Below are 25,606 nucleotides of genomic sequence, written 5' to 3'. Positions count from 1 at the left end.
GAATTACGAATGGGGAACAACAACAACAGATTGAAGTTTAGGTCAGATTAAGTTAGAGTAGGGTGGAGCATTTAACCCCCCTAATCTTCAAATCGAAACGATGACAAATTCAATCCCTTTGATTAGTCAATTATGGCGACGGATTGAAGCCATACCAAAGCCAATTCCTGAAGATTCCCTTTGGCTGCGGATATTGGTGCAGTTATTAGTGATTGCCGGGATTATTGCCACGGACGTCGCTATTGAAGAACCCCTGAATTTATGGGCTATTCCGGTCAGCATTGTCGGAGCAACCTGGAGTTGGTTTCGTCGTTACCATCGCAATGTGCCTGTTAAATTTTGTATTGCTATTGGGATGTTAGTTGCCCTGGCTGTATTTTTTGGCCGACTGTTTGGGGAAACGAATGATACGCGGTTAGCCTTAGCGAGATTATTAATAGAATTACAGGTTTTACACAGTTTTGATTTACCCCGGCGTAAGGATTTAGGCTATTCGATGGTGATTGGATTAATTTTAATGGGAGTAGCGGGAACTCTCAGTCAAACCTTGGCTTTTGGGCCTGTGGTGTTAGTATTTTTGGCTTTAGCTTTACCAACATTAATTTTAGATTATCGCTCTCGTTTAGGGCTGGGGGAGATTCAATTTAACTCTAAAAAAACACCCCAGCAACCCGGAAGTGGAATAAATTTTAAGTCTTTAGGAATTATTTTTTTAGTAGTTGTTGCTTTGGGATTAACTATTTTTACTGTTCTTCCTCGGTTTCCTAGCTATCAGTTAAGAACTTTTCCGGTCAGTTCTCCAATTGATATGCCCCCCGGACAATTTAATGGACAACGAATTTTAAATCCGGGTTATGTGTCTTCGGGAAATAATAATAATAATAATTCGGGTGCAGGTGGCACCGGATTAAATCAGGAAACGGGGGCAGGAACTCTTAATGATACCTTCTATTATGGATTCAATACCAAAATTAATCAGAATTTACGCGGCAATTTAAAGCCCCAAGAAGTATTAAGGGTGCGATCGCAAGCCAGGGGATTTTGGCGGGTTGTAGCTTTTGATCGTTATACTGGAGAGGGATGGGAAATTTCTCGAAATAATAGAGCAATGACTTTAAGACGTCCCCGTTGGTCATATCAATTCAATCTATTTCCGCCAATCACTAATGCAAAAACTCAAGAAGTGATTCAAAGTTATACCGTACTTCAACAACTTCCTAGTTTAATTCCGGCGATGAATAAACCGAAGGAACTATATTTCCCGACGGAGGAAATTGCGATTGATCCCGATGGCAATTTGCGATCGCCTTTAGAATTACGAGAGGGCATGACCTATACAGTGGTTTCTCAAGTTCCCCTGCGCGACCGGGTACAATTACAAGCCGCTTCTAAAAACTATCCTCCAAATATCAAAAAATACTATTTACAAGTTCCCGATCAAATTAAAGAGCAAGTCAGGAAAAAGACGGAAGAAATTCTAGCCAGTGTGCATCAAGTCGCCCAAAACAAAAAACCCTTAGATTCCAATTATGAAAAAGCCTTATATTTAGCCCAGTATCTCAAACAAAACCCTAATTATAAATTACAAGCAGAACCGCCGTTTTTAAGAAAAAATGAAGATCTAGTAGAAGCGTTTCTTTTTGGTTATCAAGATAGTCCCCCCGGAGAAAAAATTACCGGAGGCTACCCCGATCATTTTTCCACGGTTTTAACCATGATGTTACGTTCAATTGGGATTCCGGCGCGTCTGGTGGCGGGGTTTAACCCAGGAGAATTTAATCCGTTTACGGGATTATATGTGGTTAAAAATACCGATGCTTTTGCGATGACGGAGGTATATTTTCCCGAATATGGTTGGTTTGGTTTTAACCCTATTCCTGGGATGGATTTAATTCCGCCTTCGGTGGAAGAAGATCAAACCTTTAGTGCCTTAAAAGCCTTTTGGAATTGGGTGGCGGGTTGGTTACCTTCTCCCGTGGCGAATGGATTACAAGCGATTTTAGGCCGTTTAATTTTAGGAATATTCCAAGTAATTAGCTGGTTTTTTAATCTGTTTACTCAAGGATGGTTGGGGATTTTTAGCGGCTTAATCGTCACAACAATTATGGCATTTTTCGGCTGGTTAAGTTGGGATATTTGGCGAGGTTGGCGCTATCGTCGCTGGTTAGCTAAATTACCCCCAGAAGAAAGTCTCTATCAACAACTTTTGCAGGTTTTAGCTAGTAAAGGATATCCCAAATCTCCCACCCAAACCCCTTTAGAATATGCCTCTTGGTTAGATCAATATCATTCAATTTCAGAATTTGAAGTGATTGATGAAATCTCTCAAGCCTATGTGGGTTGGCGCTATGGCGGAAAGTCGGTTAACCTCAAACAAATGCGACAATTATTAATTAACTTAAAATCATCCCATTGGAAACGCTTGAAACAGCGAAAATAGATTTAATACACAAAAATGTTTTTTTGTCAAGCTCGACTCTGAGGTTCTCAACCTAGCCCCGAAAAGATTTGTACAATAGATCGGAAACTAACCAGAGTTGTAACATTAGGATTACACGAAGGATTAAGGTTTTTAATCCTTATTTTTTGAATAAGCCAAACTTCCCCAGACTGTTTTTTTTGTATTATAGCACCAAACCCCGTAATTTCGTCAATAGTTGCGAATAGAATTCAATAACCTCTTGACAAAATTAGCCAAAAAAAATGATTTAATTTTAAAATTCAAAACTATAACCAGTTAAGGATAACTTAAACTTATGCCTAGCTATTTTGTAGAGATGGACTGCTGAATTTTAATTTTCACCTCCGCAACTGTTAACAAATTTTAAGAAAATTTACATAAAATCGGAAAAGGTTGACAACAGCATAAACTTAACTGTGATTTGAAATGACTTCCAAATCTGGGGTTTTTGGCTAGGGGAGCAGCCAGTTTTTCCATTGAACTATGGGACTCCAGTAGAAGTTCGTAAGATGGTAAAATACAGTCTGCTACTAAGCCTGAAAATATCAAATTCTTGTAAATGCTGTTTATGTCAGTTGGGAGAAAAGCGTTGATGAAACGATTAAGTCGCCTGTTGGCTTTGTTAGTTTTGATAGTCGGTTGCTTCGCATGGACTGGAGATCAAAATGTTTTAGCTGCAAACGTCAATGTGATGCAGTATGGGATTGTTGCTCCGCTCTTAGCAACGGAAGCCCCTCGGAAAAATCGGGTTGACGAGAAAATGGCCACCGTTCGCAATAAATTGGACTTAAATAATAGCGATCTGCGAGATTTTCGTCAATATAAAGGAATGTTTCCGAAATTAGGGTCAGTGATCATTAAGAGTGCTCCCTATAATTCCGTCGAAGATGTATTAAAAATTTCTGGTTTGACAGAAAAACAAAAAGAAATTCTGCAAAAGAATTTAGATAACTTTACCGTAACGCCTCCAGAATCTGTATTTATTGAAGGCGACCAACGGTTAAATGTTGGGGCTTACGACTAGGCCATTTGGTGAAATTCATTGTAGAGACGTGCCAAGTGCGAAACGATGCCGTTAGGCGATTGGCTCGTCCCTACCTCATGAATGAATTTAGGGGCTTGCATCCTTTGATTCTTAGGTCAGAATGTTAGGATTATGCTAACAGACCTAAAAAGTCAACATAATCCTTAAAGTTAGTTTAATATGTCGAAATCCGTCTGGACTTGAAACGAATCCTTCATTCTGGCACTGACCCATGACCTCCATTGATCTTTCCCTCCCGTCTGAGTTTCCCTTAACCTTTGATGTATTGGTGGTGGGAACCGGGGCAGCCGGATTATATACCGCCCTTTGTTTACCCAAACATTTGAGCATCGGCTTAGTCAGTAAGGATGTTTTACCCCTATCAGCTAGTGATTGGGCCCAAGGAGGTATTGCAGCAGCGATTTCAACCGATGACTCTCCCAGTCTGCATTTAGAAGATACCTTAAAAGCTGGGGCGGGTTTATGTGAACGGTCGGCGGTGGAGTTTCTGGTTAATCACGCCCCCGAATGTATTCACCGTTTAGTCGAATTAGGAGTAGCTTTTGACCGGAATCAAAGCCAGTTAGCTTTGACCTTAGAAGCCGCCCACTCCCGTCACCGCGTCCTACACGCCGCCGATACAACCGGACGTGCAGTGATCACAACCTTAACAGAACGAGTTTTAGAAAGACCGAATATTAAAATTATTTCCCCCGCCTTTGCCTTGGATTTATGGATGGATGCTTCGGGTCAACGGTGTCAGGGGGTGAGCTTAATTCATGATAGTCGGATTTATTGGGTGAAGGCCAAGGCGGTTGTCTTGGCAACGGGGGGAGGAGGTCAAGTCTTTGCTCATACCACTAACCCCGCCGTTAGTACGGGTGATGGGGTGGCAATGGCTTGGAGAGCGGGAGCATTACTCCGAGATTTAGAGTTTTTCCAATTTCACCCCACGGCCCTAACCCAACCCGGGGCTCCTCGATTTTTAATTAGTGAGGCGGTACGGGGGGAAGGAGCCCACCTGATTGATTCCCAGGGTCACAGATTTGTATTTGATTATGACGAGCGGGGAGAATTAGCCCCCAGAGATATTGTGAGTCGGGCAATTTTTAGCCATTTACAAAAATTACGGCAAATCCCAGGAGCCAATAGTGAACGGGTTTGGTTAGATTTACGGTCAATTCCAACTGAGAAAATCCAGCATCGGTTTCCGAATATTATTCAGGTCTGTCAACAATGGGGGGTTGATATTCTCCATGAACCCATTCCCGTCACCCCCGCCGCCCATTATTGGATGGGGGGTATTGTTACCAATACCCAAAGTCAAACCTCTATCCCTGGACTTTATGCCGTAGGTGAAACTGCGAGTACGGGAGTTCACGGGGCGAACCGTTTAGCGAGTAATTCTTTGCTAGAATGTTTAGTATTCGGTGCTCAAATGGCATTAATTGAAAATCTTAATTTTGCTGAAACTGAATCGGGCCTAGGGGGGTCTGTTCCCGTATCCCAGAGGGTGTCACCAGCCTCCCATTGGGAAGAACAATATGCTACGATTAAAACAATTAGATCTAATTTGCCCGATGTTCTCTGGCGTAGTGCCGGGATCTGTCGCCAGTCCGATCATTTGCAGGAGGGATTAATCCAGGTGAAAGCATGGTCTGAAGAATTTTTAGCCTTACCCATCAGCCAATTTTTATCGACTCTACATCCAAATTCTTTGGCTGAACTGGAAACACAAGAAATCGCCCACAGCGACCTAAAACAGTGGGGGGAAACCCATAACTTACTGAGTATTGGGGAGTTGATTTTGAAGAGTGCAGCGTTCCGTCTCGAAAGTCGTGGAGGTCATTATCGGCAGGAATACCCGCAATCATACCCAAGCTGGAAAGTACATACCTTAATTCAAGCAAACCAAATCTGGAAATCTTCGCCTGTCTTAGATTAGGTTCGAGAACCTGAACCGTCTCCTGCTGGGGGTTTTCCCGTATCGGGAGGAACATATTCACAGATTAACTGCGACGAGGTGTCCAGATGTTTATACAACTGAGCAAAATTGACCTGGGTAGCTGCCTCTAACTTTACCCATAAGCTGAAAACTAGAGCAACACTTAGGGGCAAACAGCTTGCCCATGCGATTGTTTTTTGTAATGTCAAGCTAGAAACCATAATCGTTTTACCCCCTAATTAAACATCATATTCTTCAACCAGGGCAGCCAACGATAAGAAAACTGCCTTTGTAGTTCAAGTATATCAATTATATTCCGTAATTACACTGAGTTCTCAGGAAAAATTCTTGACAATTTCCCCGATTCTCCCGACGGCTTGCAGTCTATGAGTAATAATTGTTATGTTTTCTAAATTCACTGAATGATCAAACTCAGCCATTAACCAACTTTCTTTCTCGTTCTTGATTGATTTTAGTCGCTGTTTTTTTGTTGTTCATGTATTTTAATGTTGGGGAACATAGTTTAATACTAAAACCTCATTAATTTTACCTCGTTTAAGAGCATTAGAATTAATACTGCGGGTTGCAGAAACAGTTTCTATTGTATATTTATGATCTTTATACAAATCTAAAATAAAATCTGTTGCTGAATTACTTAACATCACATTACATTCTTTTTCTGTTAATTCATCAACCACTTTTTTTAAACGTTTTTGTTCATTTTGATTAAACCTATTAATATCATATCCGGTGAAAGAAGCGGTATTAGAAACAGGATCATAAGGAGGATCAAAATAGATAAAATCGCCTTTGTTTGCCTCTTTGACAGCTTCGGCAAAATCAATATTTAAAAAAGTTATTATATTTTGATTAAAATAATTATTAACTCCCCTTAACACCGCCTCGTCTAATATATTGGGATTTTTATAACGACCAAAAGGAACATTAAAATATCCTTTAGAATTAACTCTAAATAATCCATTATAACAAGTTTTGTTTAAATAAATAATTCGAGCCGCTTTTTCAATAGGAGATAATTTATTATAGCTGTTTAAACGATCCATTTCTCGCAGATTATCATAATATTCTTTTGAATTTCTGGCTTTGTGAACTTTTAAAACCTCAATGAGTTCTTCAACATTATCTTTAATCACTCGATAACAATTAATTAATTCCCTGTTACTATCATTAACAATTGCTTGTTTCGGCTGTAACTCAAATAAGAGTGCTCCTCCCCCCAAAAATGGTTCAAAATATGTAGTTTTACCGATATTTTTAGGAAGATATTTGAGAATTTCAGGTAATAATTGCCGTTTCCCTCCTGCCCATTTTAAAAATGGTTTAACCAGAGGATTTTTTTTTGCATTCACAGGTCAGTAATTCCTCAAAATTTTATTAACATATTTCATTTTAACTTGAATTGAAATTTTAGTCAATATTTTGATTTAAAATAAAAATATTGATGTATTCTATAAAATAGATAGGGTAATTAAAGTCTATAGTTTAGAAGCCAATCAAAGAACATTCATAATTATTTTAGAGGATTTTGGGGCATCCTCCTTAACTCAATTTATAGGGAATTTAGGTTATATCTTCCCAGTTTACTATTGGTTTATAAACGAATAATTCCTTGATCAAATACTTGATCATTCGTATCAATTGCCTGAATTATCATCCGATCTGCATAAACCTCAATCGCAGTAAATCCAAGGGTTGAGGCGGCTTTTGCTGTCCACTCCGAACTTCCTACAGGACGTATATTCGCCCCTCCATTACCATTAACTAAATAAGTTATACCATGAATAGGTTGGGTACGTTCATAATTATGTTCATGACCATTCATATAGAGTTGAACCCCATATTTTTTAAATAAAGGAGTTAAGCGATTAATCAATATTTTGTTCACACCATATAACCCAGAAGAATACATGGGAAAATGACTATAAACAATTTTCCAAGGAGTTTTACTCCGTTGAAGTTGGTCTTCTAACCAAGGTATTTGTTTGTCCCAATCGGCATTATCATTCGCATCTAAAACAAAAAATTGTACAGGATCATATTTGAATGTATAGTAACGACCCTGCATATTAAATAAAGGATAAGTCACTTGTCGATTACCATTTTCTGTTCTGATATCATGGTTTCCTAAACAGGCATAAAATTTAACGCTTTGTTCTAGTAAAGATTGATAGGGTTTTTCAAATACATCCTTGATTTTTTCAATTTCACCATTAGTATAAATATTATCTCCGAGTAAAGTAACTACTTTAAAAGGATGATTTTGATGATAGCGAACCATAGCATTTGCGACTTCATATTGTCCTGTTTCTCCCGTTCCTACATCTCCAATAGTGACAAAACGAAATAGGGGTTTATCTTCAGGTATAGATGCGATTTCGTAGTCGTCGCCTTTCGGCATTGCACCGTTTTCCTGGGAAATTTGTTGTTTAGGAATCTCAGGAAGGCTCAGGATTTTTCGAGTAGCTCCTAATCCGATAAAACCAGCAGTACTCAAGCTCGCTAACAATAGAAATTGACGTCTTTTTAGGGACATAGTTAAGAGTGAATTAACGCATTATAGACATACTTCTTAGTATAGAGCAATCCGCTTTAATAAAATAGGATTGACTAATTCTGGGGCTTCATCTTGGGGACAATGACCGACTCCTTCTAATCTAATAAACTGTTTAACCGTTGAATATTGTTTGAATTGTTCAGCAATTTCTATCGGTTCCCAAGGATCATCGGTTCCCCATAATATTATGGCTGGACAAGGTAATCTTGGCAATAAATCCTCCGGTAATGGCCCTTGGGAATAGCGCGTAAATGCGGCAAAAACCTCAACTGCTCCTTGATCTTGGGCAGGTTTTAATAACATTTCTACCAATTCATCTGTAACAGCTTCATCCCGTTTGTAGGCTTGTAATAATACTTTTCTAACGGTTTTAGGAGTTGCCAAAAGGTTAAAAAATAATTGATTAAACCAGGAATATTTTAATAACTCTTGAACAAAACTAGAGCCATAATTTCGATACCAAGGAAGTTCGGATCTTTTGCGATCGTGTAATAATCTTAAAGAACAGTTTAATAACGCAACTTCTTGAACAATATCAGGATTATCAATAGCCGCCTGCATTACTGCAATACAACCAATGGAATTTCCCACTAAAAAAACTTTATCCTGAACAATTTCTCGACAAAAATCAGCAATTTGTTCTCCCCAAGTTTCAAAAGTATAACCCATTTCTGGACTCGGTTTCGGTTTCGCTGATCCCCCAAACCCAATTAAATCTATAGCAAAGACTCGACAATGTTTTGCCAATTCGGGAATATTTTTTCGCCAATGACCCCAAGACGCCCCAAACCCATGAATTAAAACCACCGCCGGGCCATTATCACCCTCTCGGACATAACAAATCGGGTATCCTTTCCAAATCCAAGTTTGCGGTACAGATGAAGTAGTTAACATGGGTAATGGGTAATGGGTAATGGGTAATAGGGATTTATTTTTTAACTGTTATAATTATAGCAATAAATCATTCTATCTTTTGACAAAAATGTTTCCTCTTGTGTCAAAATTAAGAGGTGTTAATTTCCGAATTAAAATGACTGCTACTATAGACTTTCTGGGTTCTGAAATTGTCCCGGAATATGAAACCGCTAAAGTTGTGATTTTACCGATTCCCTATGAAGCCACAACTAGCTATAGAAAAGGGTGCGAGAACGGCCCCGATGCTTTACTGGAGGCTTCCCATCAGTTAGAATGTTATGATGAAGAACTAGACCGAGAAATCTGTTTTGATGCGGGGATTTTTACCCATGCTCCGATTGCAGATACTCGCCATGGAAAGACAGTTTCAGACGCAGAAATGTTGCGGGTGACTCAAGAAACCCTCCAGTCTTTAATTGAACAGAAAAAATTTGTGATTTCCATTGGTGGAGAACACAGTATTACCGAAGGAGTGGTACAGGGATATCGTCAAGTATATCAAGAATCCTTTACCGTGGTTCAAATTGATGCCCATGGGGATTTAAGACATGAATATCAGGATACAATTCATAGTCATGCCTGTGTGATGCGTCGAATTGTGAATATGGGATTACCGACAGTTCAAGTGGGAATTAGAGCCATTTGTCAAGAGGAAGCTGATTTAATTAAAGAGAAAAATTTAACGGTTTTTCGGGCTAGAGAAATGGCTTTTAATCTGGATTGGATTGAACAAGCGATCGCCAGTATTCCCACAGAAAAAGTCTTTTTAACCATTGATGTTGATGGCATTGATCCGAGTTTAATTCCTGGGGTGGGAACTCCCGAACCGGGGGGATTAAATTGGTATTCTACCCTAAGCTTTTTACGCCGTTTATTTCAATCTAAAGATGTAATTGGGTGTGATGTCATGGAATTAGCTCCCGTGGTTGGTTCAGTGGTTTCTGAATTTACCGTTGCTAAATTAACCTATAAATTAATTGGCTATCAAACTGTAGCAAAGAAATGGATTAAGGATTAAAAATTAGGGATCAACTGTTGAGGGTTGAGGGGAGCCGCATCGGGTGAACTTCAGCCCCAAACCTCGCTTTTTTTCCTTCCCCTAACCGATGGAAACCGTCGATGAATCAAAAAGATAGTCGGTTTCCACCAAATCCCAAGCTTTACCATCTAATGCCATTTGTTCAATTAAACTGGCTAGACGCAAGGCTTTTAAGGCTTGTTCTCCACCCACAGAGGGTTGATTTCCACCCCGAACACAACTGACAAAATGTTCCAATTCAGCGTGTAGGGGTTCAATATTACTGGTATGAACTTTTTGAATTAACCCATCTTGACGATAGAGAACTTGACCATAATCCGTAACATAATTAGCCGTGGTTTGCCGATGAATTAAAATTTCATTATTGAGAAAATCGGCTTCGGTTAAAGAATTTTTGCAATGGGCAACAATAGAACGCAATTTGCGATGGGTGACTTTACTGCTAATTAAATTTGCGATCACGCCATTAGCAAAACCGAGGGTAGCGGTCACATAATCTAAATAGCCAGAGTCGGAAGCTCGGCTACCACTGGCGGTTAATTTAACAACAGGAGCCGCCACTAGATCTAACATTAAATCAATATCATGAATCATTAAATCCAAGACCACCGAAACATCATTGGCTCGGTTAGAATAGGGACTCATGCGACGGGCTTCTAATGCTAAAACTTCCTCCGTTTTTAAAACTTTACTAAATTCTTGAAAAGCGGGATTAAACCGTTCAATATGACCGACTTGTAAAATTCGCTGATAATCTGCGGCGGCGTTGACTAACAATTCTGCCTCACCAATACTCGCAGCAATAGGTTTTTCAATTAATACATGAACCCCGGCTTGTAAACAGGCCATCCCCACAGGATAGTGTAACCGAGTTGGAACTGCGATACAGACAGCATCTACTAGGGGCAAAAGGTCTCGATAATCTTCAAAAAACCTGACTCGATACTTACTCGCCGTATCAATTCCCCGTTCAACACTGAGATCGGAAACTCCCACGAGTTCCACGTCCTTGAGCATACTCAAAACCCGGGTATGATGCTGCCCCATATTACCCACACCGATCACACCAACTTGAATCGGGTCAAGGTAATTCCTTCCAGCCATAGCATTTGAATATCCAAGGGACATCCTATTTTGCACTCCTCTACTCTCCTCCACCACGGAAATTCAGCCCATTGGCTGTCCATCAGTAGTGTAAATCCATCCAGATACTATCACAGCCTTGGATTTTGTAAAGAAATTTTAATTAGAGGTTGGCAGTTGGGTTTTAGCCAGGAAGGACACACTCCCTGTGACTCCAACAAAGCCCCGTTTTCGGTATTTTTGATTAATAGGTAATGGGTAATGGGCAATAGGTAATGGGTAATAGGTAATAGCAAGAGTTTACCTCCCTCTGTTCCCTCTGTTCCCTCTGTTCCCTCTGTTCCCTCTGTTCCCCCTTTTCCCCCTTTTCCCCCTGCTCCCAATATTGTCTTTACTTATTGTTACAAAAAGATATTTTTCTCAAAATGGCATTTACTAAAGATCCCATTTATTTTATAATTGGTTTAGCTTTAATCCAAAATTAATACCTAACCCGTCCTTAATTGAGTCAAAGGTTAGGGAAATTTCAGCGATGAAATTAATAACAAGGTTAAGTGTAAATCATGAATTCACCCTGTAAAAAAACTAGGTATTCATCATGACAGTTAGCTCATCTACACCCAAAAGGGGGAGTACCCGAAAGCGAACCGGTGGAACAGCAAACTCAAATCAAGATAATAAAACTGAAGCTGATCAGATTAAAGTAGATCTTGTTGAAAACAAACCAACTACAGATATGAACCAAGAAACGAAATTAGATATTGTGGACAAACCTGCAAAAAAAGGCTCTGAAGCCAATACTGCATCCACCCAAATTCAAGTCGGTGCGATGACGACATTTATGAATCGCCCAATTGAACATAGCCATCTTGAAATTTCAGGAATGCTATCACCAAGACGTCCTATTTTTAAAGCGAATAGTGCTAGTAATGTAGCCTTTATTCATTTAGAAGATACGGTGGGAGCCTTAGCTAATCGCCCCATTGAAGTCAGTCATTTACAAATTACCTCAATGATCATGAACCGTCCCATTGCCAGCAATGATATTGATGATCCCATGACTTTGATGGGATTTTTGGATTAAACTTCCAATTGAATCATTTTTCATAAAAATCGGGTTTCTGAACCAAGGCTTATGTTTTAATTCATGAGTTAAATAGCGGAAATCCGATTTATTTTGTTTTTGTGTTCCCAACCCTAATTTTTATTTTACCGTAAAATGTTTGATTCCTTAAATGACCCTTCTGTGATTTTAACTTTGGCAATTCTTCATGGTGTTATCGGTACGATCGCAGCTTTTGTGGCTCGAGAAAAAGGACGCAGTTATCCCCGATGGTTAATCATTGGATTAATAGGCGGAACCCCAGCTTTAATTGTAGCATTATTATTAAAACCTAATCCTAATAATTCTTGATGGGATAATTGAATTAAGGACAGACAAAATGGATTATCAGACTTTATTTAATACAATTGAAAACTTGGTTTTGCAACATTCTCCCAGTGGGGTAGAATCGGAAATAAATCAATGGTTGTTAGAACGATTTTCTCAACTTGGGGTAGAGGTTTGGCGAGATCAGGCGGATAATATTATTGCCAAAATTCCTGGTAAAACTTCAGAAAGAGCTATCGCCATTACCGCCCATAAAGATGAAATTGGCATGATCGTCAAAACCATTGAAGAAAAGGGACGGGTTTCGGTTAGAAAATTAGGCGGATCATTTCCTTGGGTTTATGGGGAAGGAGTGGTTGATTTATTAGGAGATCATCAAACTCTTAGCGGTATTTTGAGCTTTGGTTCTCGTCATATTTCCCATGAATCTCCTCAAAAAGTTTACCAGGAAGAAAAAGCCTTGAAATGGGAAGATACTTGGATTGAAACCAAATGCACAACGGAAGAATTAGCAACCGCAGGAATTCGCCCAGGAACCAGGGTAGTTGTAGGAAAACATCGAAAAAAACCCATCCGAATTAAAGATTATATTGCTAGTTATACCCTCGATAATAAAGCGTCTCTGGCGATTTTATTAGCCTTAGCAGAAACCGTCAAACACCCGCCCATTGATATATATTTAGTGGCTTCGGCAAAGGAAGAAGTGGGAGCAATTGGGGCCCTATATTTTACCCAAAGACAAACCTTAGAGGCGTTAATTGCCTTGGAAATTTGCCCCCTCGCCCCGGAATATCCGATTGCAGGGGATGAAAAACCGGTGTTGTTGTCCCAGGATAGCTATGGTGTTTACGATGAGGGTTTAAACAGCCAATTACGACAGGCGGCGACCACCGCCGGAGTCCCGTTACAATTGACAATTCTTAGTGGCTTTGGAAGTGACGCTTCTATTGCCATGAAATTTGGCCATGTTGCCCGGGCGGCTTGCTTGGGTTTCCCGACTCAGAACACCCATGGCTATGAACTGGCCCATTTGGGAGCGATCGCTAATTGTATTAAAGTTCTACAAGCCTTCTGTGAAAAGGATTTCAGCCAAATTTAAAAAAGATCAAACGAATTTTGCTCAAAGGGTTGACACCGATAAAAATATAGGCTACATTAATAAAGGTGAAAGGCGAGTGACCAAAACTCAACCGAGAAAAAGTTAACCGCAAAACACCCTAAGCCCCCATCGTCTAGAGGCCTAGGACACCTCCCTTTCACGGAGGCGACAGGGATTCGAATTCCCTTGGGGGTACTAAATATAAAATAGAGCTTGGGATTATTTATTAGTCTCAGGTTTTATTTTTTGGCTTTGATTAAATAATCGATCAAACAATAGATCTGGCGACTGCTGTAACATTATTTCCCTGGGAAAAAGCGATCGCAGCCTCTTTTAAACGGGTCAAAGGAATCAAAATCCAACGAGAAGTTATTAAACCCACTAAAGTTGCGATCAGGAGAGCGACAATACTGAGTAAAATTGATAAATAAGTAACGAAATCACCTATGAAACTTACCGATTCTAGTCGTTTTCAATTCACAGAAGACTTAAATATTTGTCGCATTTTAAACGGAATGTGGCAAGTCTCTGGTGCCCATGGTCGGATTAATCCCACCGTTGCGCTCGAAAGTATGTTTAAATACCTAGACGCAGGATATACCACTTGGGATCTAGCTGATCATTATGGCCCGGCGGAGGATTTTATTGGGGAATTTAGGCGACAATTAATTTCCACCCGTGGACAGGAGGCTTTATCTCAGGTACAAGCCTTTACCAAATGGGTTCCCCGTCCGGGTAAAATGACAAAAGCCCTGGTGGAAAAAAATATTGATATTTCTCGCCAACGCATGGGAGTTGATTGTCTCGATTTACTACAATTTCATTGGTGGGATTATCGAGATCAAAGTTATTTAGATGCTTTAAATTATCTGGCGCAACTACAAACCGAAGGTAAAATCAAACATTTAGCATTAACCAATTTTGATACTCAACACTTAAAAATTATTGTTGAAAATGGGATTAAAATTGTATCCAATCAAGTGCAGTTTTCTTTAGTTGATCGCCGTCCTTTAGCTCAAATGACCGAATTTTGTCAAGGTCATAATATTAAGTTACTTCCCTATGGTGTTCTTTGTGGTGGTTTTTTATCGGAAAAATATCTGGGAAAACCTGAACCAAATGGCTTTAATTTAGAAACCGTTAGCTTGAAAAAATATAAAAATATGATCAATGCTTGGGGAGGATGGAATTTATTTCAAACTCTCTTAAAAACTTTAAATGCGATCGCCCAAAAACATCAAGTAACAATTCCTAATATTGCAGTTCGTTATATCCTAGAACAACCCACCGTTGCTGGAGCCATGGTGGGGACAAGATTAGGGCTTTCCGACCATATCAAAGATAATGCTAAAGTCTTTGAATTTAGTCTCGACTCCGAAGATTATCAAAATATTAATTCCGTTCTTTTTCAATCCCAAGATCTGATGGAAATAATTGGTGATTGCGGTGACGAATATAGATAAATCCCTTGATATTTTCCCCCACTAATCCCCCCCCTACGCCCCATAAAAAAGGGGGGATAGGATTAAAATTTAACGATTTTTTAACTCCTTAACCGCATTAACTAAGCGTTTAATATAAGGTTTAATTAGGGTTTGCTGTTCCGTTTGTAAGACATTAACCTGTTCAGAAAGCTGATCGATTTGTATTTGCATGGTTGCTGAATCCGTAATTGACTGATTTACAAATGCTTCTAAAGTTGCGTTTAAAGATTCTTGATCGTTTTTTTCAAAATTAAGTCCTGATGTCTCCATTGATGTTTTCAATTCATCAATTGTTTCTTGGATTAACTGAAAGCGGACATTCATAACTTCCCAATCATCTTGTCGCAGGGCATTTTTTTCTAACCCTTGAGTCACCCGTTGTAACTCCGTCAGGACATCCGTAATTGGATCAAGTTCGTTCGACTCCGAGGGTAGCAGTTGAATTTGTTGATGGAGCAATTCTACCACTGTCCTAACATCCGTAATCGCCGCATCCAGATCTTGACGCATATCCTGTTCAAACCGTTGGCGATTTACCACATTTAAAATTAAGGCCAAAGTTAGGGGAGTCCCAGCAAATATAATCGGCTGATACCATGCAGCAACGAGTGTTCCCACTGCTGTCCCCGCAATAGAAACATACTCGGCTAACTTCCACCCATCGACAGGATGGGGCGACGGTTTTAATAATTCTTCTTCACTATTCTGCATGGTCGTGGCTGACTTACTACAATCTTAGAGTTATGCTAACTCAAATTCCACAATAATCCTTAAACTGGTGCAAAAATTCTGACCGAAACCTTAATATGGAGCTTGGCTTAATAAAACTTTAGTATCCAATTTTCAGAAATCGACACCAATACCTTTAAAATCAGGGAGAAAGCATTTTTTGGATCAATGACTACTCCAACCGAAATTCCTTCCCTTAATAGTTTGGACTATATTCCCTATCTGGATGAAAATGGCAAAATTCCCGAATCAATCCAAGGGAAAATCGGAGTTTATGCTATTTTTAATTCAGATAAAAATTTAAAATATGTAGGCTATTCTAGGGATATATATTTAAGTTTAAAACAACATTTTATTCGTCAAAATCAAGGCTGTTATTGGTTGAAGTTACAAACTATTGATCGGCCGAGTCGCACTATTTTAGAAGGGATTAAACAGGCTTGGATTGATGAAAATGGTTCAATTCCTCCCGGTAATGGGGAAGATGAATCTATCTGGAATGATCCGATTCAAGTTAAACCTTTCATGACTCCAGAAGAACAAGATCAGTATCAAAAAACCGATGAAATCGGTCAAGAAAAACTGTTAAAACAAATCGCCCGTCGTGTAGAAGAACAAATTTTTGCCGAACTAAAAGCCCGAGGATTACAAGAGGAAATTCGCTTTAATCCCAAATTAAAAACCAGTGGATTATTAGATTTAAAATAATTAATTTATCGGTTGTAGGGATGGGTTCTTTTAGATCTTTGTTTATTATCTAAATCTCGATGAACCCGCCAGTACCAGTCATCAGTTATCAGTTAAAGAGTTTACAGATCAAACTTATATTTTTCCCATTACCTATCACGAATTTAAGCAGATTACGCAGATTAACACAGATTAAAATCCGTGAAATCCTCTTAAATCCGTGATCCCCATTACCTATCACGATAAGGAACATGAATACATCCTAAATGAAAGGGTAAACAAAACTGGGATTCTAAATGTCCGAAGGAAAAATAGTGATTTAATCCCCATCCTAATATTAAACCCAGGGTAGATAATATAGATAAAATAATAAAAGAGTGCCAATCTTTAAAACGGGCAGTTTGTAACTCTAACCGAGCTAAAGCTGTCGCTGAAACCATTAATAAAATATTAATAGAAACCTTAATCCAGGTCAGCATAAATACACCCAGAATAGAGATAAACACAATCATTAAAAATGTGCCTAAATCCGTTCTGATTTTCTTTAAAACAAACGAATTTAATTTATTCAATGGCAGGGTAAAGAATAAATCAATTGACCAAATTAACATTAAAAATAGACCAGAAACTAAAGAATACCAACTCGACTCAAATAAAAACCAACCAAAATGTAGACAAGTTACGAAAAGTAATCCAAAGGAAAACCAAGTAATAATTGTAATTTGTTGTTGTGATTTCATTGAAAGATTAGGATAAAAAATAAATTTTTAGATGAGATTTCCCTTCAAAGATTAGTAGAAATTGCCTGAAGGGGACAGGCTGGAATACATTGTTCACAAACAATACACCGTGAGCGAGTAAACGTCAAATAAAAGGTTTCTGGATTCAGGGTCAAGGCATCCGTCGGACAAACTCCAGTACAGAGTCCACAATCCACACAACTTTGCTCATCAATGATAATCTCCCGTCCGACTAAAGAAACTCCAATATTTTGAGTTTGCATCCACTCAATAGCCGCCTCTAGTTCATCAATATCTCCTGATAATTCTACTACTAATTTTCCGACTTGATTCGGAGCAACTTGAGCACGAATAATATTAGCAGCTACATTAAAATCCTTAGCCAATCTATAGGTAATCGGTATTTGAATAGAACGTTTGGGAAACGTCAAAGTCACTCGTTTTTTCATGTGATTAATCCTAAATTATTTTTGTCCCAGAGTCCATTTCAGAATGGGTTAGTATCGCACCACAGACTTTTATTCCTTTTATATTTCATTGACATTTCTATTTTACAACAATTTTCACAAGAACGTTAATCAATTTGGTTCAAAATCTTGTTAAACTAAAATAATCAATAATAATTATCATCTTTGACAATATCAACATGAACGAAAACCCATTACATTCAACCCCCTCAACCGAACCTTCTGATTTAGCCAAACGGATCAGAAACTTTTTAATTATTATCGCAGCTATGATTCTGAGTCTCTCGGTTTTCTTAGCAATTCGTAGCGAAGCCACTTCCACCTCCCTCCCTCAACTCGTGGAAGAATCAATTCCCCTGGATATTGCCTTGAATAATGGTAAACCAACCTTAATGGAATTTTATGCAAATTGGTGTACCAGTTGTCAAACCATGGCCCCAGAATTAAGCGAAATTAAACATAAATATTCGGAAAAACTCAATTTTGTGATGTTGAATGTCGATAATAGTAAATGGTTGCCAGAACTGCTAAAATATAGAGTTGATGGCATTCCTCATTTCGTTTATTTGAATCAAAAAGCCGAAACAATTGCCCAAACCATTGGCGAAATTCCTCGCCCGATTTTAGAAGCCAATTTAGAGTCTTTAATCGCAGAAAATCCCCTTCCCTATACCCAAGCCATCGGTCAAGTTTCGGCTTTTAATTCTCCCTTAAATATTGATCAATCTAGCAGTAGTGATCCTCGTTCCCATGGTGCTCAAGTTCAATAATTTATTTTCGATAAAAATTTGGAGTAGAGAGACGCGCCCTGGCACGTCTCTACGGATACCTTATTATTTCCGTAAATCGGTTAAAGTAGATTGTAGAGGGAATCTAAGTTAAAACTTCAAACTCAATTCTTCCTATATTCCTATGGCGAAAGAACTGGCAATTGAAACCCGTGGACTGACAAAAAGATTTGAGCGCCATCTGGCGGTTAATGATTTAGATTTACAAATTCCCATGGGAGAAGTCTATGGATTAATTGGGCCCAATGGAGCCGGAAAAACTACATTATTGCGGATGTTAGCAACCATAGAAGAACCCACAAAAGGGGAAATTTATATTAATGGAGAATTCGTATCACAGGATCATACCAATCCTAAAATCAAACAACGTTTAGGATATTTACCCGATGATTTTCCCCTTTATGATGATTTAACCGTTTGGGATTATTTAGATTACTTTGCTCGGTTATATTATCTGCGGGAACCTCGACGGAATCAACGAATTTATGAAGTCTTGGAAATTGTGCAGTTAACCCAAAAACGCAATCGTTTAATTTCCACCCTTTCCAGGGGAATGAAACAACGATTGAGTTTAGGACGCACCATTATTCATGAACCTTTATTACTCTTTCTTGATGAACCAGTATCTGGTTTAGATCCGATTGCCAGAATGCAGTTTCGAGAAATTATTAAAAGTTTACATGAAGCGGGAATGACGATTGTAATTTCTTCCCATGTATTAAGTGACTTGGAGGATTTTTGTAGCTATATTGGGATTATGGAATTGGGCTATTTAGTCGAAAGTTCATCAATACAGGACTTGTATAAACGTTTGAGTGTGCAGCATCTTTTGATTTCGACTTTGGGTAAAATGGAGATACTGATTGGGGAATTAAAACATCATCCTGGGGTAGAAAGTTGGGAAATTTTACACGGAAAACAACAGGTAAAAGTTCAATTTTCAGGAACAGAAAAAGATGCAGCAATATTATTGCGATCGCTAATTTCTGCCGAAGTTCCCTTAAGTGAATTTAATCGAGTTCAAGAAAATTTAGAATCTATTTTCTTAAAACTCGGACACAAACAAGCCTCTTAAAAACCATAAACAGTTCAATTTTATATAGGAATAAAGAGTTATGAGCCGTCTGTCTTTACCTCAATTTAAAGAGTGGAATCCCCAACTGGTTCGAGAATTTAAAGGTCGGTTTCAAGTTCGCAATATTCTGATAGCAATTGGAATTTCTATTCTTAGCCAAGTGATTCTATTTTTTAGCACCTTTGATAAATTTCCTGGGATGGAAAAGATCACTATTTCTAGCGGATACTGCACTTCTAAAAACCAATTGTATTATAAATATGAGCAACAATATTGGAAGATTCAAGATCAACTTAATGACTTTTATTTTACAGGAGACCGTTCTGTTTTAGAACAACAACTGAAAACCCTTGAAAAACTCAAAAATTCCTATTGTCCCCAAGATTTAATTGATTTTAATCGTTGGTTTACGGACTACTGGGCGAATATTTTTATTTGGATCAGTGTTTTAGCGGTTTTCAGCTTAATTGTTGTGGGAACCTATATGCTCATTAATGATTTAGCCACCGAAGAACGACGAGGAACCCTGAATTTTATTCGATTAAGTCCTCAATCGGCTCAGAGTATTTTAATCGGTAAATTATTAGGTGTACCGATTTTATTATATCTGGGAGTTTTCCTCACAATTCCCTTGCATTTATGGGCGGGAATTTCTGCTCATATTTCCCTCCTAGAAATTTTTAGTTTCTATGGTTTAACCCTAGCCAGTTGTGCCTTTTTTTATAGTTTTGCTTTGTTAATTGGAGTAACAACTAGCACCTGGTTACATGGGTTACAATCTTGGCTGGGTAGTGGAATCACTTTAATTTTTCTATTAACAGCTAATAGTAAACCTATTACCTCCGATGGTTACGATTGGCTGAATATATTCTCTCCCACCTGTCTACTTCGCTATTTAATTGACCAAACCGGAGATCATTACTTAAATTATCCCTTCAATCATGCCAATATTAGTCAATTACAATGGTTTGGATTAAATGTGGGAACCAATGGAGTTTCCCTCTTAGCATTAGCCTTACTTAATTATGGGTTTTTAACCTATTGGATTTGGCAAGCCTTAAAACGGAACTATCACCATCCCAATCTTCCCAGTTTAAGTAAAAAACAGAGTTACTTATTAACTCTAAATTTTACTCTCATGAGTTTAGGGTTTATCCTGTCTAAATTTGAAACAAACAATAGTTATTATGTGGGTATTTTCATTGGTAATATTTTCTTGATTTTGGGTTTAATATCAGCCCTATCTCCTCAACGACAAACCCTACAGGATTGGGTGCGATATCGACGGGAACGGAAAAAACATTGGTGGATGGATTTAGGAAAGGATTTAATTTGGGGTGAAAAAAGTCCTGCAACCGTGGCAATTTTGATTAATCTTTTGATTGCTTCTACAATTTGGATAATTACAATTTTCCTCGTAGCTAAACCCACGGAAAAAGGCGAAATGTTGTTAGCCATCGCCTTACATTGTAGTTTCATGCTGTTATGTGCCAGTATCGCTCAATTAATGGCAATGATGAAAACCCCGAAACGAACTTTATGGGCAACAAGTAGCGTATTAGGGGTGCTGATTGTCCCCCTATTATTTATTTTTGTGATGTTTTCCTACAAATCTGAATATTATTCGCCCTTTGTCTGGTCTGTTTTCTCATTTTTCTCGATTTCTTCAGTCCCGTTATCCTCAATTCTCATCAGCTTTGTCGGTCAAGGATTAATGATTATCCTGTGCAATTTGCAACTGACTCGATTGTTGAAAAAAGCTGGAGAATCAGAACTGAAAGCTCTAGTCAGGAATGAAAAAGGAATAACTTGATGAATATTGGATATAATCCCCACCTTCCCCGAATCTGTAATACGCCGTTGATTATCTTTTGTTGCGGTGTCGCCCGTCGGCCTTTTGCCCGTTGCCTTTTGCCCGTTGCCTTTTCCGGTGTTCCCTGAATTTTGGATAAAACTCAAATAGGATTGCCATATATTATAATTAATGCTTGTAGGGATGATCCCCTTCTGGTAAAATTAGAAACAAAAGTTAGTATTAAATACTTAGCTTGCCTAAGTGCCAGGCCTTTTGTCAGTTGGGAGTCCGTTCACTACGACAAAGTTGAGGTTTACTCCATCTTCGGATCAGGTGAAGACTCAACGGTGCTGGCATTGGTCAAGGTTTTAATGCTTTAAATTCAATGATCTTAAGTTGTCAACAGTTTCTTTTAGGGTAGAGGAAGATGGGAAATAAGCCGGATCGCGTGGTTTTAATTGGTGTTGCTGGAGATTCTGGGTGCGGAAAATCAACATTTTTACGTCGGATAACAGACATCTTTGGAAAAGATTTTGTGACGGTTATCTGTTTAGATGATTACCATTGTTTAGATCGTAAGCAACGCAAAGAAACTGGAATTACTGCTCTTGATCCTAGAGCTAATAATTTCGATTTAATGTATCAGCAAGTTAACGCTCTTAAAAACGGTATATCCATTGATAAACCCATTTATAATCATGAAACTGGCGAGTTAGATCCCCCCGAACGAATCGAGCCCAATCATATTATTGTGATTGAAGGATTGCACCCGTTATATGACGAAAGAGTGCGATCGCTGCTTGATTTTAGTGTTTATCTGGATATCAGCGACGAAGTTAAAATTTCGTGGAAAATTCAGCGCGATATGGCGGAACGGGGACATCGTTATGAAGATGTTTTGGCGGCAATTAATGCTCGTCGTCCTGATTTTGAAGCCTATATTGATCCCCAAAAGCAATATGCGGATGTGGTGGTTCAAATTCTACCCACTAACTTGATTGCTGAAGACAAGGAACACAAAGTTCTGCGGGTGCGTTTGGTACAGAAAGAAGGTGTGGAAGGACTCGAACCCTCCTACTTATTTGATCAAGGATCAACGATTTACTGGATACCTTGCGGACGTAAACTCACCTGTTCCTATCCGGGTCTAAAAATGTATTACGGCCCCGATAATTACTACGGAAATGAAGTGTCTATCCTCGAAGTTGATGGTCAATTCGATAACCTCGATGAAATGATCTACGTCGAAGGACACTTAAGCAACCTGTCTACGAAATATTATGGAGAGATGACCCACCTCCTCCGCGAACGCCAAGAGTATCCCGGTTCCAATAATGGTAGCGGATTATTCCAGGTGTTAGTTGGTCTGAAAATGCGGGCGACCTACGAGCGCTTAGTTGGTGCTAACGAAAAAGTTGCCGCTGCGGTCTAATTTTTAGCGGTTAGCTGTTCAATTAAACTCAGGTAACGCGGGATCGGCGAATCTCGCGTTATTTTTTATGTTTTTGCCCGTTGTTGCGCTTAAGCGCACCTCATGAATAAATTATATATAGGGGTAATTCATGAATTATCCCTACATATAACTGCTATACATTTAAACATTAGAGCGGTTTAAAAAATGTAAATCTAAAACTTTTTTAACGGAATTACTTAAGGTTTGAATTTGATTTTCTTCCAAGTTTTGAGCCGCATTGAGTTCAGGTTCAGATCCCATTTCTGTCAATTTAGAATTAATTTGAGGGTTGACATCACAAAACTCAATAATAGCTTCCGATATAGATTCAATTCGATCAGAATTCGATTCTGTCTCTGAGTTATCCAAAACCGCTTCTAATCGGGTTAAATCATTTAAAACTTCCGCCGAAAATAGTTCGGGTTTTTGGGTGACAATTTCAGAAAAAAAGGTAATCATCTGTTGAGATTTCATAGCAATCATTATCCTGACTAAGATTGACAAAGATATTTTAATCCTAGAGTATCAAAAATTGCTCAAAAATGCCAATCATAAATTCCTCCGTTAGTCAAACCCGATCAGATTCAGACTTTCTTCCCCTAGCAAGATTGCCTATTTGCCATTTCTGGATTATGGAGCGTTTGCATAGGAAGCGATCGCTGCTATTTCTTTCTAACAACAAATACAACAACCTAGTTTTTGTAATAGGATAGCTTGTATTGACTGACTAATAAAGATTCTAGGGATTGACATCTCGGAGAGTGACAGAAGAGGGCTAATTGTTAATTCTGTTTTAAATTTCCACAATGTTGTTTTAAACAGGTTTCCAACAATTTAGCATCAAAAATAATCGGCAAAAAGTGAATGCTTTTAACTTCCCTAAAATAGAATAAAATTGGTACAGGAGTCCAGAAAATTTCCCAGTTTATCCAGTCTTGGTAAGGAAATCGACGCAGCAGTTTACCTGACCGATAAACGTCTAAATCCGTGGGGGTAAATTGTAGACGAATGAGGGCGGTTTGCACTAACAAAAATAGGGCAAAAATAGCGACTCCTAAACTCACCCATCTTTGAATTAAAAATAGGGGAAAAGCACTAATGAGCAGCACTATCGGAATTATATAATTCGGAGGTAACTCAACGATATTAGAAGTTTGGGTTGTGGGTGTTGTGGTCATTTGTTATTTTTGAGTCAAAAGCAGTTCAATCAATTTTACCAAAATTATCATCATTTTTATGGATAGTGCGGTTATTATCAGGAAAATATCCTAAAAATTTATCAACCCTTGACCGAGCTTCCCATCCCTTGAAACATAATCCAAGATAGGAAGAAATCAATGATAAAAATAGATAATAGGGCGGTGACAACAGCTGTTGTCGTGGACTGACCCACACCTTTTGCTCCTCCGGTGGTAGTTAATCCCCAACTGGTTCCAATAATGGCAATGGTCGCCCCAAAAACTAAGCCTTTAACTAACCCACTACAAACATCCCAAACTTGTAGAAAATTCCGTACTGAATCTAAAAAGACCGTTGAAGAAATATTGTACATAGTAGTAGAAATTAATAGACCCCCAGCTAATCCCGTAACTAAACAAATTACGGTTAAAATTGGTAACATCGAACAACAAGCAATTACCCTGGGAATTACTAAATAATCCACCGGGTCAGTTTTTAACATATAAAGAGCATCAATTTGTTCCGTGACCCGCATCGTGCCAATTTCCGCCGCAAAAGCCGAACAGACTCGCCCAGCGACAATTACGGCTGTTAATACCGGACTAAGTTCCCTGGCCAGGGACAGGGCCAGAACTCCCCCGACAATATTCACCGCACCCAAAGCGACAAATTCCCGTGCTACTTGAATTGTGAACACCATCCCCACAAAACTAGCCGTGAGCAGAGCAATCATCAAGGATTCCGGGCCAACTATGACCATTTGTTCCAAAGTGTTACGACGGTGAATTTTTCCCTGGAGTAAATGCACCACCACCTGACCCGCCAATAATAGGGCGGCCATAAATCGCTGTAGCCAAAGTCCAAAGCTGGAACGAGTTTTAGAATTGCTCAAGGGAATAACAACTGTATAAAGTTCAACCGATAACTAGAAATATACAAATCTTCAACAAGATTTATGAAGCCTAAATCTTAATTTTTTTTACTTTATATTTAAGATTTCTCACAGATTCGATTAAAACGAGCGATCGCTCCTATCTTAGAAGTTGATAGGCTAGATTTTCCATGATCTCCAATCTAACTGAAGTCAACGGCACTCGCAAACAAGCTGAAGATAGCTGATCTCCTTTGGACAAATTTATGAGCATTTTGCCCCATTTCCTTCGTTCTTTGTTACTAGCAATTACCTTTAGTTTCATCGCCCCGCTCTTATTGATTGCCGTGGGATTAATCACTTTTGTCCTGATGAGTCACCTCCCTATTATACAAAATTTAGGGACGTTAGGCTGTCACCAAATGCTCAAATTTCTTGCCACCTTTGGCGATGGACATCCCTTGCAAGGTTGTTTGGTTATTGCTCTAACCTTTAGTTTAGTGGGCGGGTTATTTGATACCTATGCTTGCTGTCAAAACCTCCGTAGCAATTAAAATTTACAATTATTAATATTTGATTATAAAACTAGGCTGGAAAGATTAATATACGGATTCAATTCGTATATTAATAATAGTTGATAAATAAATATATATCTCAATAATTTATTGAAGAAATGATTAAGAAAAGAACAATCCCATTTTGAGAAAGTTATACTTGTTAAGTATATATACTCAAGAGTAATATAAACAGGTTCATCTGCTTGGAAAGACTCCTAGGAAGTCATATTTTTACCCAACCCTTTCACAA

The 25,606-nt window shown here is 38.6% G+C and carries 25 protein-coding genes and 1 tRNA gene; 15 read left to right on the top strand and 11 right to left on the bottom strand.

The window, feature by feature from the left end; translation table 11 throughout:
• Window positions 1-100 precede the first annotated feature (100 nt).
• From AC559H_RS07945 to nadB, 3 genes are all read left to right on the top strand, one after another.
• Entirely contained in the window at window positions 101-2,440 is a 2,340-nt protein-coding gene (locus AC559H_RS07945) for a transglutaminase TgpA family protein (RefSeq protein WP_026794236.1), read from the top strand.
• Between the two features lie 589 nt (window positions 2,441-3,029).
• Window positions 3,030-3,485 (top strand): photosystem II complex extrinsic protein PsbU, encoded by a 456-nt coding sequence (gene psbU, locus AC559H_RS07940; RefSeq protein WP_373282717.1) that lies wholly within the window; start codon window positions 3,030-3,032, stop codon window positions 3,483-3,485.
• Between the two features lie 232 nt (window positions 3,486-3,717).
• Window positions 3,718-5,430 (top strand): L-aspartate oxidase, encoded by a 1,713-nt coding sequence (gene nadB / locus AC559H_RS07935; protein ID WP_026794235.1) that lies wholly within the window; start codon window positions 3,718-3,720, stop codon window positions 5,428-5,430.
• On the opposite strand, the gene AC559H_RS07930 is transcribed toward nadB, so the two are convergent.
• The 4 genes from AC559H_RS07930 to AC559H_RS07915 form a co-directional block, all read right to left on the bottom strand.
• Window positions 5,427-5,651 (bottom strand): hypothetical protein, encoded by a 225-nt coding sequence (locus AC559H_RS07930; protein WP_026794234.1) that lies wholly within the window; start codon window positions 5,649-5,651, stop codon window positions 5,427-5,429. The two genes, nadB and AC559H_RS07930, sit on opposite strands and share 4 nt — an antisense overlap.
• A 282-nt stretch (window positions 5,652-5,933) precedes the next feature.
• Window positions 5,934-6,800 (bottom strand): DNA adenine methylase, encoded by an 867-nt coding sequence (locus AC559H_RS07925; RefSeq protein ID WP_026794233.1) that lies wholly within the window; start codon window positions 6,798-6,800, stop codon window positions 5,934-5,936.
• Between the two features lie 242 nt (window positions 6,801-7,042).
• Entirely contained in the window at window positions 7,043-7,984 is a 942-nt protein-coding gene (locus tag AC559H_RS07920) for a metallophosphoesterase family protein (RefSeq protein WP_026794232.1), read from the bottom strand.
• A 36-nt stretch (window positions 7,985-8,020) separates the two neighbouring features.
• Window positions 8,021-8,899, bottom strand: a complete 879-nt coding sequence (locus tag AC559H_RS07915) for an alpha/beta fold hydrolase (protein WP_026794231.1) — start codon at window positions 8,897-8,899, stop codon at window positions 8,021-8,023.
• 136 nt (window positions 8,900-9,035) lie between these two features.
• Here AC559H_RS07915 and speB point away from each other — a divergent pair, with 136 nt between their 5' ends.
• On the top strand, window positions 9,036-9,938 hold the full coding sequence (speB, locus tag AC559H_RS07910) for an agmatinase (RefSeq protein WP_036831325.1): 903 nt from the start codon (window positions 9,036-9,038) through the stop codon (window positions 9,936-9,938).
• An 81-nt stretch (window positions 9,939-10,019) separates the two neighbouring features.
• Here the strand turns inward: speB and AC559H_RS07905 are convergent, their stop codons facing one another.
• Window positions 10,020-11,087, bottom strand: a complete 1,068-nt coding sequence (locus tag AC559H_RS07905) for a Gfo/Idh/MocA family protein (RefSeq protein WP_026794229.1) — start codon at window positions 11,085-11,087, stop codon at window positions 10,020-10,022.
• 553 nt (window positions 11,088-11,640) lie between these two features.
• Here AC559H_RS07905 and AC559H_RS07900 point away from each other — a divergent pair.
• From AC559H_RS07900 to AC559H_RS07880, 5 genes are all read left to right on the top strand, one after another.
• Complete coding sequence (locus AC559H_RS07900; protein WP_026786364.1) at window positions 11,641-12,126, top strand: hypothetical protein; 486 nt, start codon at window positions 11,641-11,643, stop codon at window positions 12,124-12,126.
• Window positions 12,127-12,261: 135 nt separating this feature from the next.
• Window positions 12,262-12,456: a hypothetical protein gene (locus AC559H_RS07895; RefSeq protein ID WP_026794227.1), complete on the top strand. Its 195-nt coding sequence runs from the start codon at window positions 12,262-12,264 to the stop codon at window positions 12,454-12,456.
• Between the two features lie 28 nt (window positions 12,457-12,484).
• Window positions 12,485-13,531: a M42 family metallopeptidase gene (locus AC559H_RS07890; protein ID WP_036831322.1), complete on the top strand. Its 1,047-nt coding sequence runs from the start codon at window positions 12,485-12,487 to the stop codon at window positions 13,529-13,531.
• 122 nt (window positions 13,532-13,653) lie between these two features.
• A tRNA-Glu gene (locus tag AC559H_RS07885) sits at window positions 13,654-13,726 on the top strand.
• Between the two features lie 251 nt (window positions 13,727-13,977).
• The gene (locus AC559H_RS07880; RefSeq protein WP_026798477.1) at window positions 13,978-14,994 is read left to right on the top strand and encodes an aldo/keto reductase; all 1,017 of its coding nucleotides are present in this window, start codon (window positions 13,978-13,980) and stop codon (window positions 14,992-14,994) included.
• A 69-nt stretch (window positions 14,995-15,063) separates the two neighbouring features.
• On the opposite strand, the gene AC559H_RS07875 is transcribed toward AC559H_RS07880, so the two are convergent.
• The gene (locus tag AC559H_RS07875) at window positions 15,064-15,726 is read right to left on the bottom strand and encodes a hypothetical protein (protein ID WP_026786368.1); all 663 of its coding nucleotides are present in this window, start codon (window positions 15,724-15,726) and stop codon (window positions 15,064-15,066) included.
• A 186-nt stretch (window positions 15,727-15,912) separates the two neighbouring features.
• Between AC559H_RS07875 and AC559H_RS07870 the strand changes: the two genes are divergently transcribed.
• Window positions 15,913-16,452 (top strand): GIY-YIG nuclease family protein, encoded by a 540-nt coding sequence (locus tag AC559H_RS07870; protein WP_026786369.1) that lies wholly within the window; start codon window positions 15,913-15,915, stop codon window positions 16,450-16,452.
• 209 nt (window positions 16,453-16,661) lie between these two features.
• Here the strand turns inward: AC559H_RS07870 and AC559H_RS07865 are convergent, their stop codons facing one another.
• Entirely contained in the window at window positions 16,662-17,171 is a 510-nt protein-coding gene (locus tag AC559H_RS07865; RefSeq protein ID WP_051319475.1) for a hypothetical protein, read from the bottom strand.
• A gap of 44 nt (window positions 17,172-17,215) precedes the next feature.
• Window positions 17,216-17,620 carry an NIL domain-containing protein gene (locus AC559H_RS07860; RefSeq protein ID WP_026786370.1) on the bottom strand — a complete coding sequence of 135 codons (405 nt, stop codon included), beginning with the start codon at window positions 17,618-17,620 and terminating at the stop codon, window positions 17,216-17,218.
• Window positions 17,621-17,817: 197 nt separating this feature from the next.
• Between AC559H_RS07860 and AC559H_RS07855 the strand changes: the two genes are divergently transcribed.
• The 4 genes from AC559H_RS07855 (at window position 17,818) to AC559H_RS07840 (ending at window position 22,728) form a co-directional block, all read left to right on the top strand.
• On the top strand, window positions 17,818-18,408 hold the full coding sequence (locus AC559H_RS07855; RefSeq protein ID WP_026797932.1) for a thioredoxin family protein: 591 nt from the start codon (window positions 17,818-17,820) through the stop codon (window positions 18,406-18,408).
• Between the two features lie 142 nt (window positions 18,409-18,550).
• Window positions 18,551-19,501 carry an ABC transporter ATP-binding protein gene (locus AC559H_RS07850; protein WP_026794225.1) on the top strand — a complete coding sequence of 317 codons (951 nt, stop codon included), beginning with the start codon at window positions 18,551-18,553 and terminating at the stop codon, window positions 19,499-19,501.
• A 40-nt stretch (window positions 19,502-19,541) separates the two neighbouring features.
• Window positions 19,542-21,314: an ABC transporter permease gene (locus tag AC559H_RS07845; RefSeq protein WP_026786373.1), complete on the top strand. Its 1,773-nt coding sequence runs from the start codon at window positions 19,542-19,544 to the stop codon at window positions 21,312-21,314.
• 409 nt (window positions 21,315-21,723) lie between these two features.
• Complete coding sequence (locus AC559H_RS07840; protein ID WP_026794224.1) at window positions 21,724-22,728, top strand: phosphoribulokinase; 1,005 nt, start codon at window positions 21,724-21,726, stop codon at window positions 22,726-22,728.
• Window positions 22,729-22,890: 162 nt separating this feature from the next.
• Here the strand turns inward: AC559H_RS07840 and AC559H_RS07835 are convergent, their stop codons facing one another.
• The 3 genes from AC559H_RS07835 to AC559H_RS07825 all read right to left on the bottom strand — a co-directional run bounded on the left by AC559H_RS07835 (window position 22,891) and on the right by AC559H_RS07825 (window position 24,820).
• The gene (locus AC559H_RS07835; protein WP_026794223.1) at window positions 22,891-23,232 is read right to left on the bottom strand and encodes a hypothetical protein; all 342 of its coding nucleotides are present in this window, start codon (window positions 23,230-23,232) and stop codon (window positions 22,891-22,893) included.
• A 299-nt stretch (window positions 23,233-23,531) separates the two neighbouring features.
• Complete coding sequence (locus AC559H_RS07830) at window positions 23,532-23,927, bottom strand: DUF3119 family protein (RefSeq protein WP_026786379.1); 396 nt, start codon at window positions 23,925-23,927, stop codon at window positions 23,532-23,534.
• 101 nt (window positions 23,928-24,028) lie between these two features.
• Window positions 24,029-24,820, bottom strand: coding sequence for an MlaE family lipid ABC transporter permease subunit (locus AC559H_RS07825; protein WP_026794222.1), 792 nt, complete (start codon window positions 24,818-24,820; stop codon window positions 24,029-24,031).
• A gap of 245 nt (window positions 24,821-25,065) precedes the next feature.
• Between AC559H_RS07825 and AC559H_RS07820 the strand changes: the two genes are divergently transcribed.
• A complete protein-coding gene (locus AC559H_RS07820; RefSeq protein WP_026794221.1) occupies window positions 25,066-25,353 on the top strand; it encodes a hypothetical protein in 288 nt (95 codons plus the stop codon).
• Window positions 25,354-25,606: the final 253 nt, after the last annotated feature.

Source organism: Planktothrix prolifica NIVA-CYA 540, from assembly GCF_963864145.1.
Lineage (GTDB): Bacteria > Cyanobacteriota > Cyanobacteriia > Cyanobacteriales > Microcoleaceae > Planktothrix > Planktothrix agardhii.
This window is presented reverse-complemented; position numbering and strand designations above follow the sequence as displayed.

Excerpts from the sequence above, each read along its gene's own strand:
- AC559H_RS07870 (WP_026786369.1), top strand. The coding sequence starts at position 15,913 with ATGACTACTCCAACCGAAATTCCTTCCCTTAATAGTTTGGACTATATT.
- AC559H_RS07900 (WP_026786364.1), top strand. The coding sequence starts at position 11,641 with ATGACAGTTAGCTCATCTACACCCAAAAGGGGGAGTACCCGAAAGCGA.
- AC559H_RS07830 (WP_026786379.1), bottom strand. The coding sequence starts at position 23,927 with ATGACCACAACACCCACAACCCAAACTTCTAATATCGTTGAGTTACCT.
- AC559H_RS07945 (WP_026794236.1), top strand. The coding sequence starts at position 101 with ATGACAAATTCAATCCCTTTGATTAGTCAATTATGGCGACGGATTGAA.
- AC559H_RS07865 (WP_051319475.1), bottom strand. The coding sequence starts at position 17,171 with ATGAAATCACAACAACAAATTACAATTATTACTTGGTTTTCCTTTGGA.
- AC559H_RS07850 (WP_026794225.1), top strand. The coding sequence starts at position 18,551 with ATGGCGAAAGAACTGGCAATTGAAACCCGTGGACTGACAAAAAGATTT.
- nadB (WP_026794235.1), top strand. The coding sequence starts at position 3,718 with ATGACCTCCATTGATCTTTCCCTCCCGTCTGAGTTTCCCTTAACCTTT.
- AC559H_RS07875 (WP_026786368.1), bottom strand. The coding sequence starts at position 15,726 with ATGCAGAATAGTGAAGAAGAATTATTAAAACCGTCGCCCCATCCTGTC.
- AC559H_RS07835 (WP_026794223.1), bottom strand. The coding sequence starts at position 23,232 with ATGATTGCTATGAAATCTCAACAGATGATTACCTTTTTTTCTGAAATT.
- AC559H_RS07915 (WP_026794231.1), bottom strand. The coding sequence starts at position 8,899 with ATGTTAACTACTTCATCTGTACCGCAAACTTGGATTTGGAAAGGATAC.
- AC559H_RS07880 (WP_026798477.1), top strand. The coding sequence starts at position 13,978 with ATGAAACTTACCGATTCTAGTCGTTTTCAATTCACAGAAGACTTAAAT.
- AC559H_RS07840 (WP_026794224.1), top strand. The coding sequence starts at position 21,724 with ATGGGAAATAAGCCGGATCGCGTGGTTTTAATTGGTGTTGCTGGAGAT.
- speB (WP_036831325.1), top strand. The coding sequence starts at position 9,036 with ATGACTGCTACTATAGACTTTCTGGGTTCTGAAATTGTCCCGGAATAT.
- AC559H_RS07845 (WP_026786373.1), top strand. The coding sequence starts at position 19,542 with ATGAGCCGTCTGTCTTTACCTCAATTTAAAGAGTGGAATCCCCAACTG.
- AC559H_RS07895 (WP_026794227.1), top strand. The coding sequence starts at position 12,262 with ATGTTTGATTCCTTAAATGACCCTTCTGTGATTTTAACTTTGGCAATT.
- AC559H_RS07855 (WP_026797932.1), top strand. The coding sequence starts at position 17,818 with ATGAACGAAAACCCATTACATTCAACCCCCTCAACCGAACCTTCTGAT.
- AC559H_RS07930 (WP_026794234.1), bottom strand. The coding sequence starts at position 5,651 with ATGGTTTCTAGCTTGACATTACAAAAAACAATCGCATGGGCAAGCTGT.
- AC559H_RS07920 (WP_026794232.1), bottom strand. The coding sequence starts at position 7,984 with ATGTCCCTAAAAAGACGTCAATTTCTATTGTTAGCGAGCTTGAGTACT.
- AC559H_RS07820 (WP_026794221.1), top strand. The coding sequence starts at position 25,066 with ATGAGCATTTTGCCCCATTTCCTTCGTTCTTTGTTACTAGCAATTACC.
- AC559H_RS07890 (WP_036831322.1), top strand. The coding sequence starts at position 12,485 with ATGGATTATCAGACTTTATTTAATACAATTGAAAACTTGGTTTTGCAA.
- AC559H_RS07905 (WP_026794229.1), bottom strand. The coding sequence starts at position 11,087 with ATGTCCCTTGGATATTCAAATGCTATGGCTGGAAGGAATTACCTTGAC.
- psbU (WP_373282717.1), top strand. The coding sequence starts at position 3,030 with ATGTCAGTTGGGAGAAAAGCGTTGATGAAACGATTAAGTCGCCTGTTG.
- AC559H_RS07860 (WP_026786370.1), bottom strand. The coding sequence starts at position 17,620 with ATGAAAAAACGAGTGACTTTGACGTTTCCCAAACGTTCTATTCAAATA.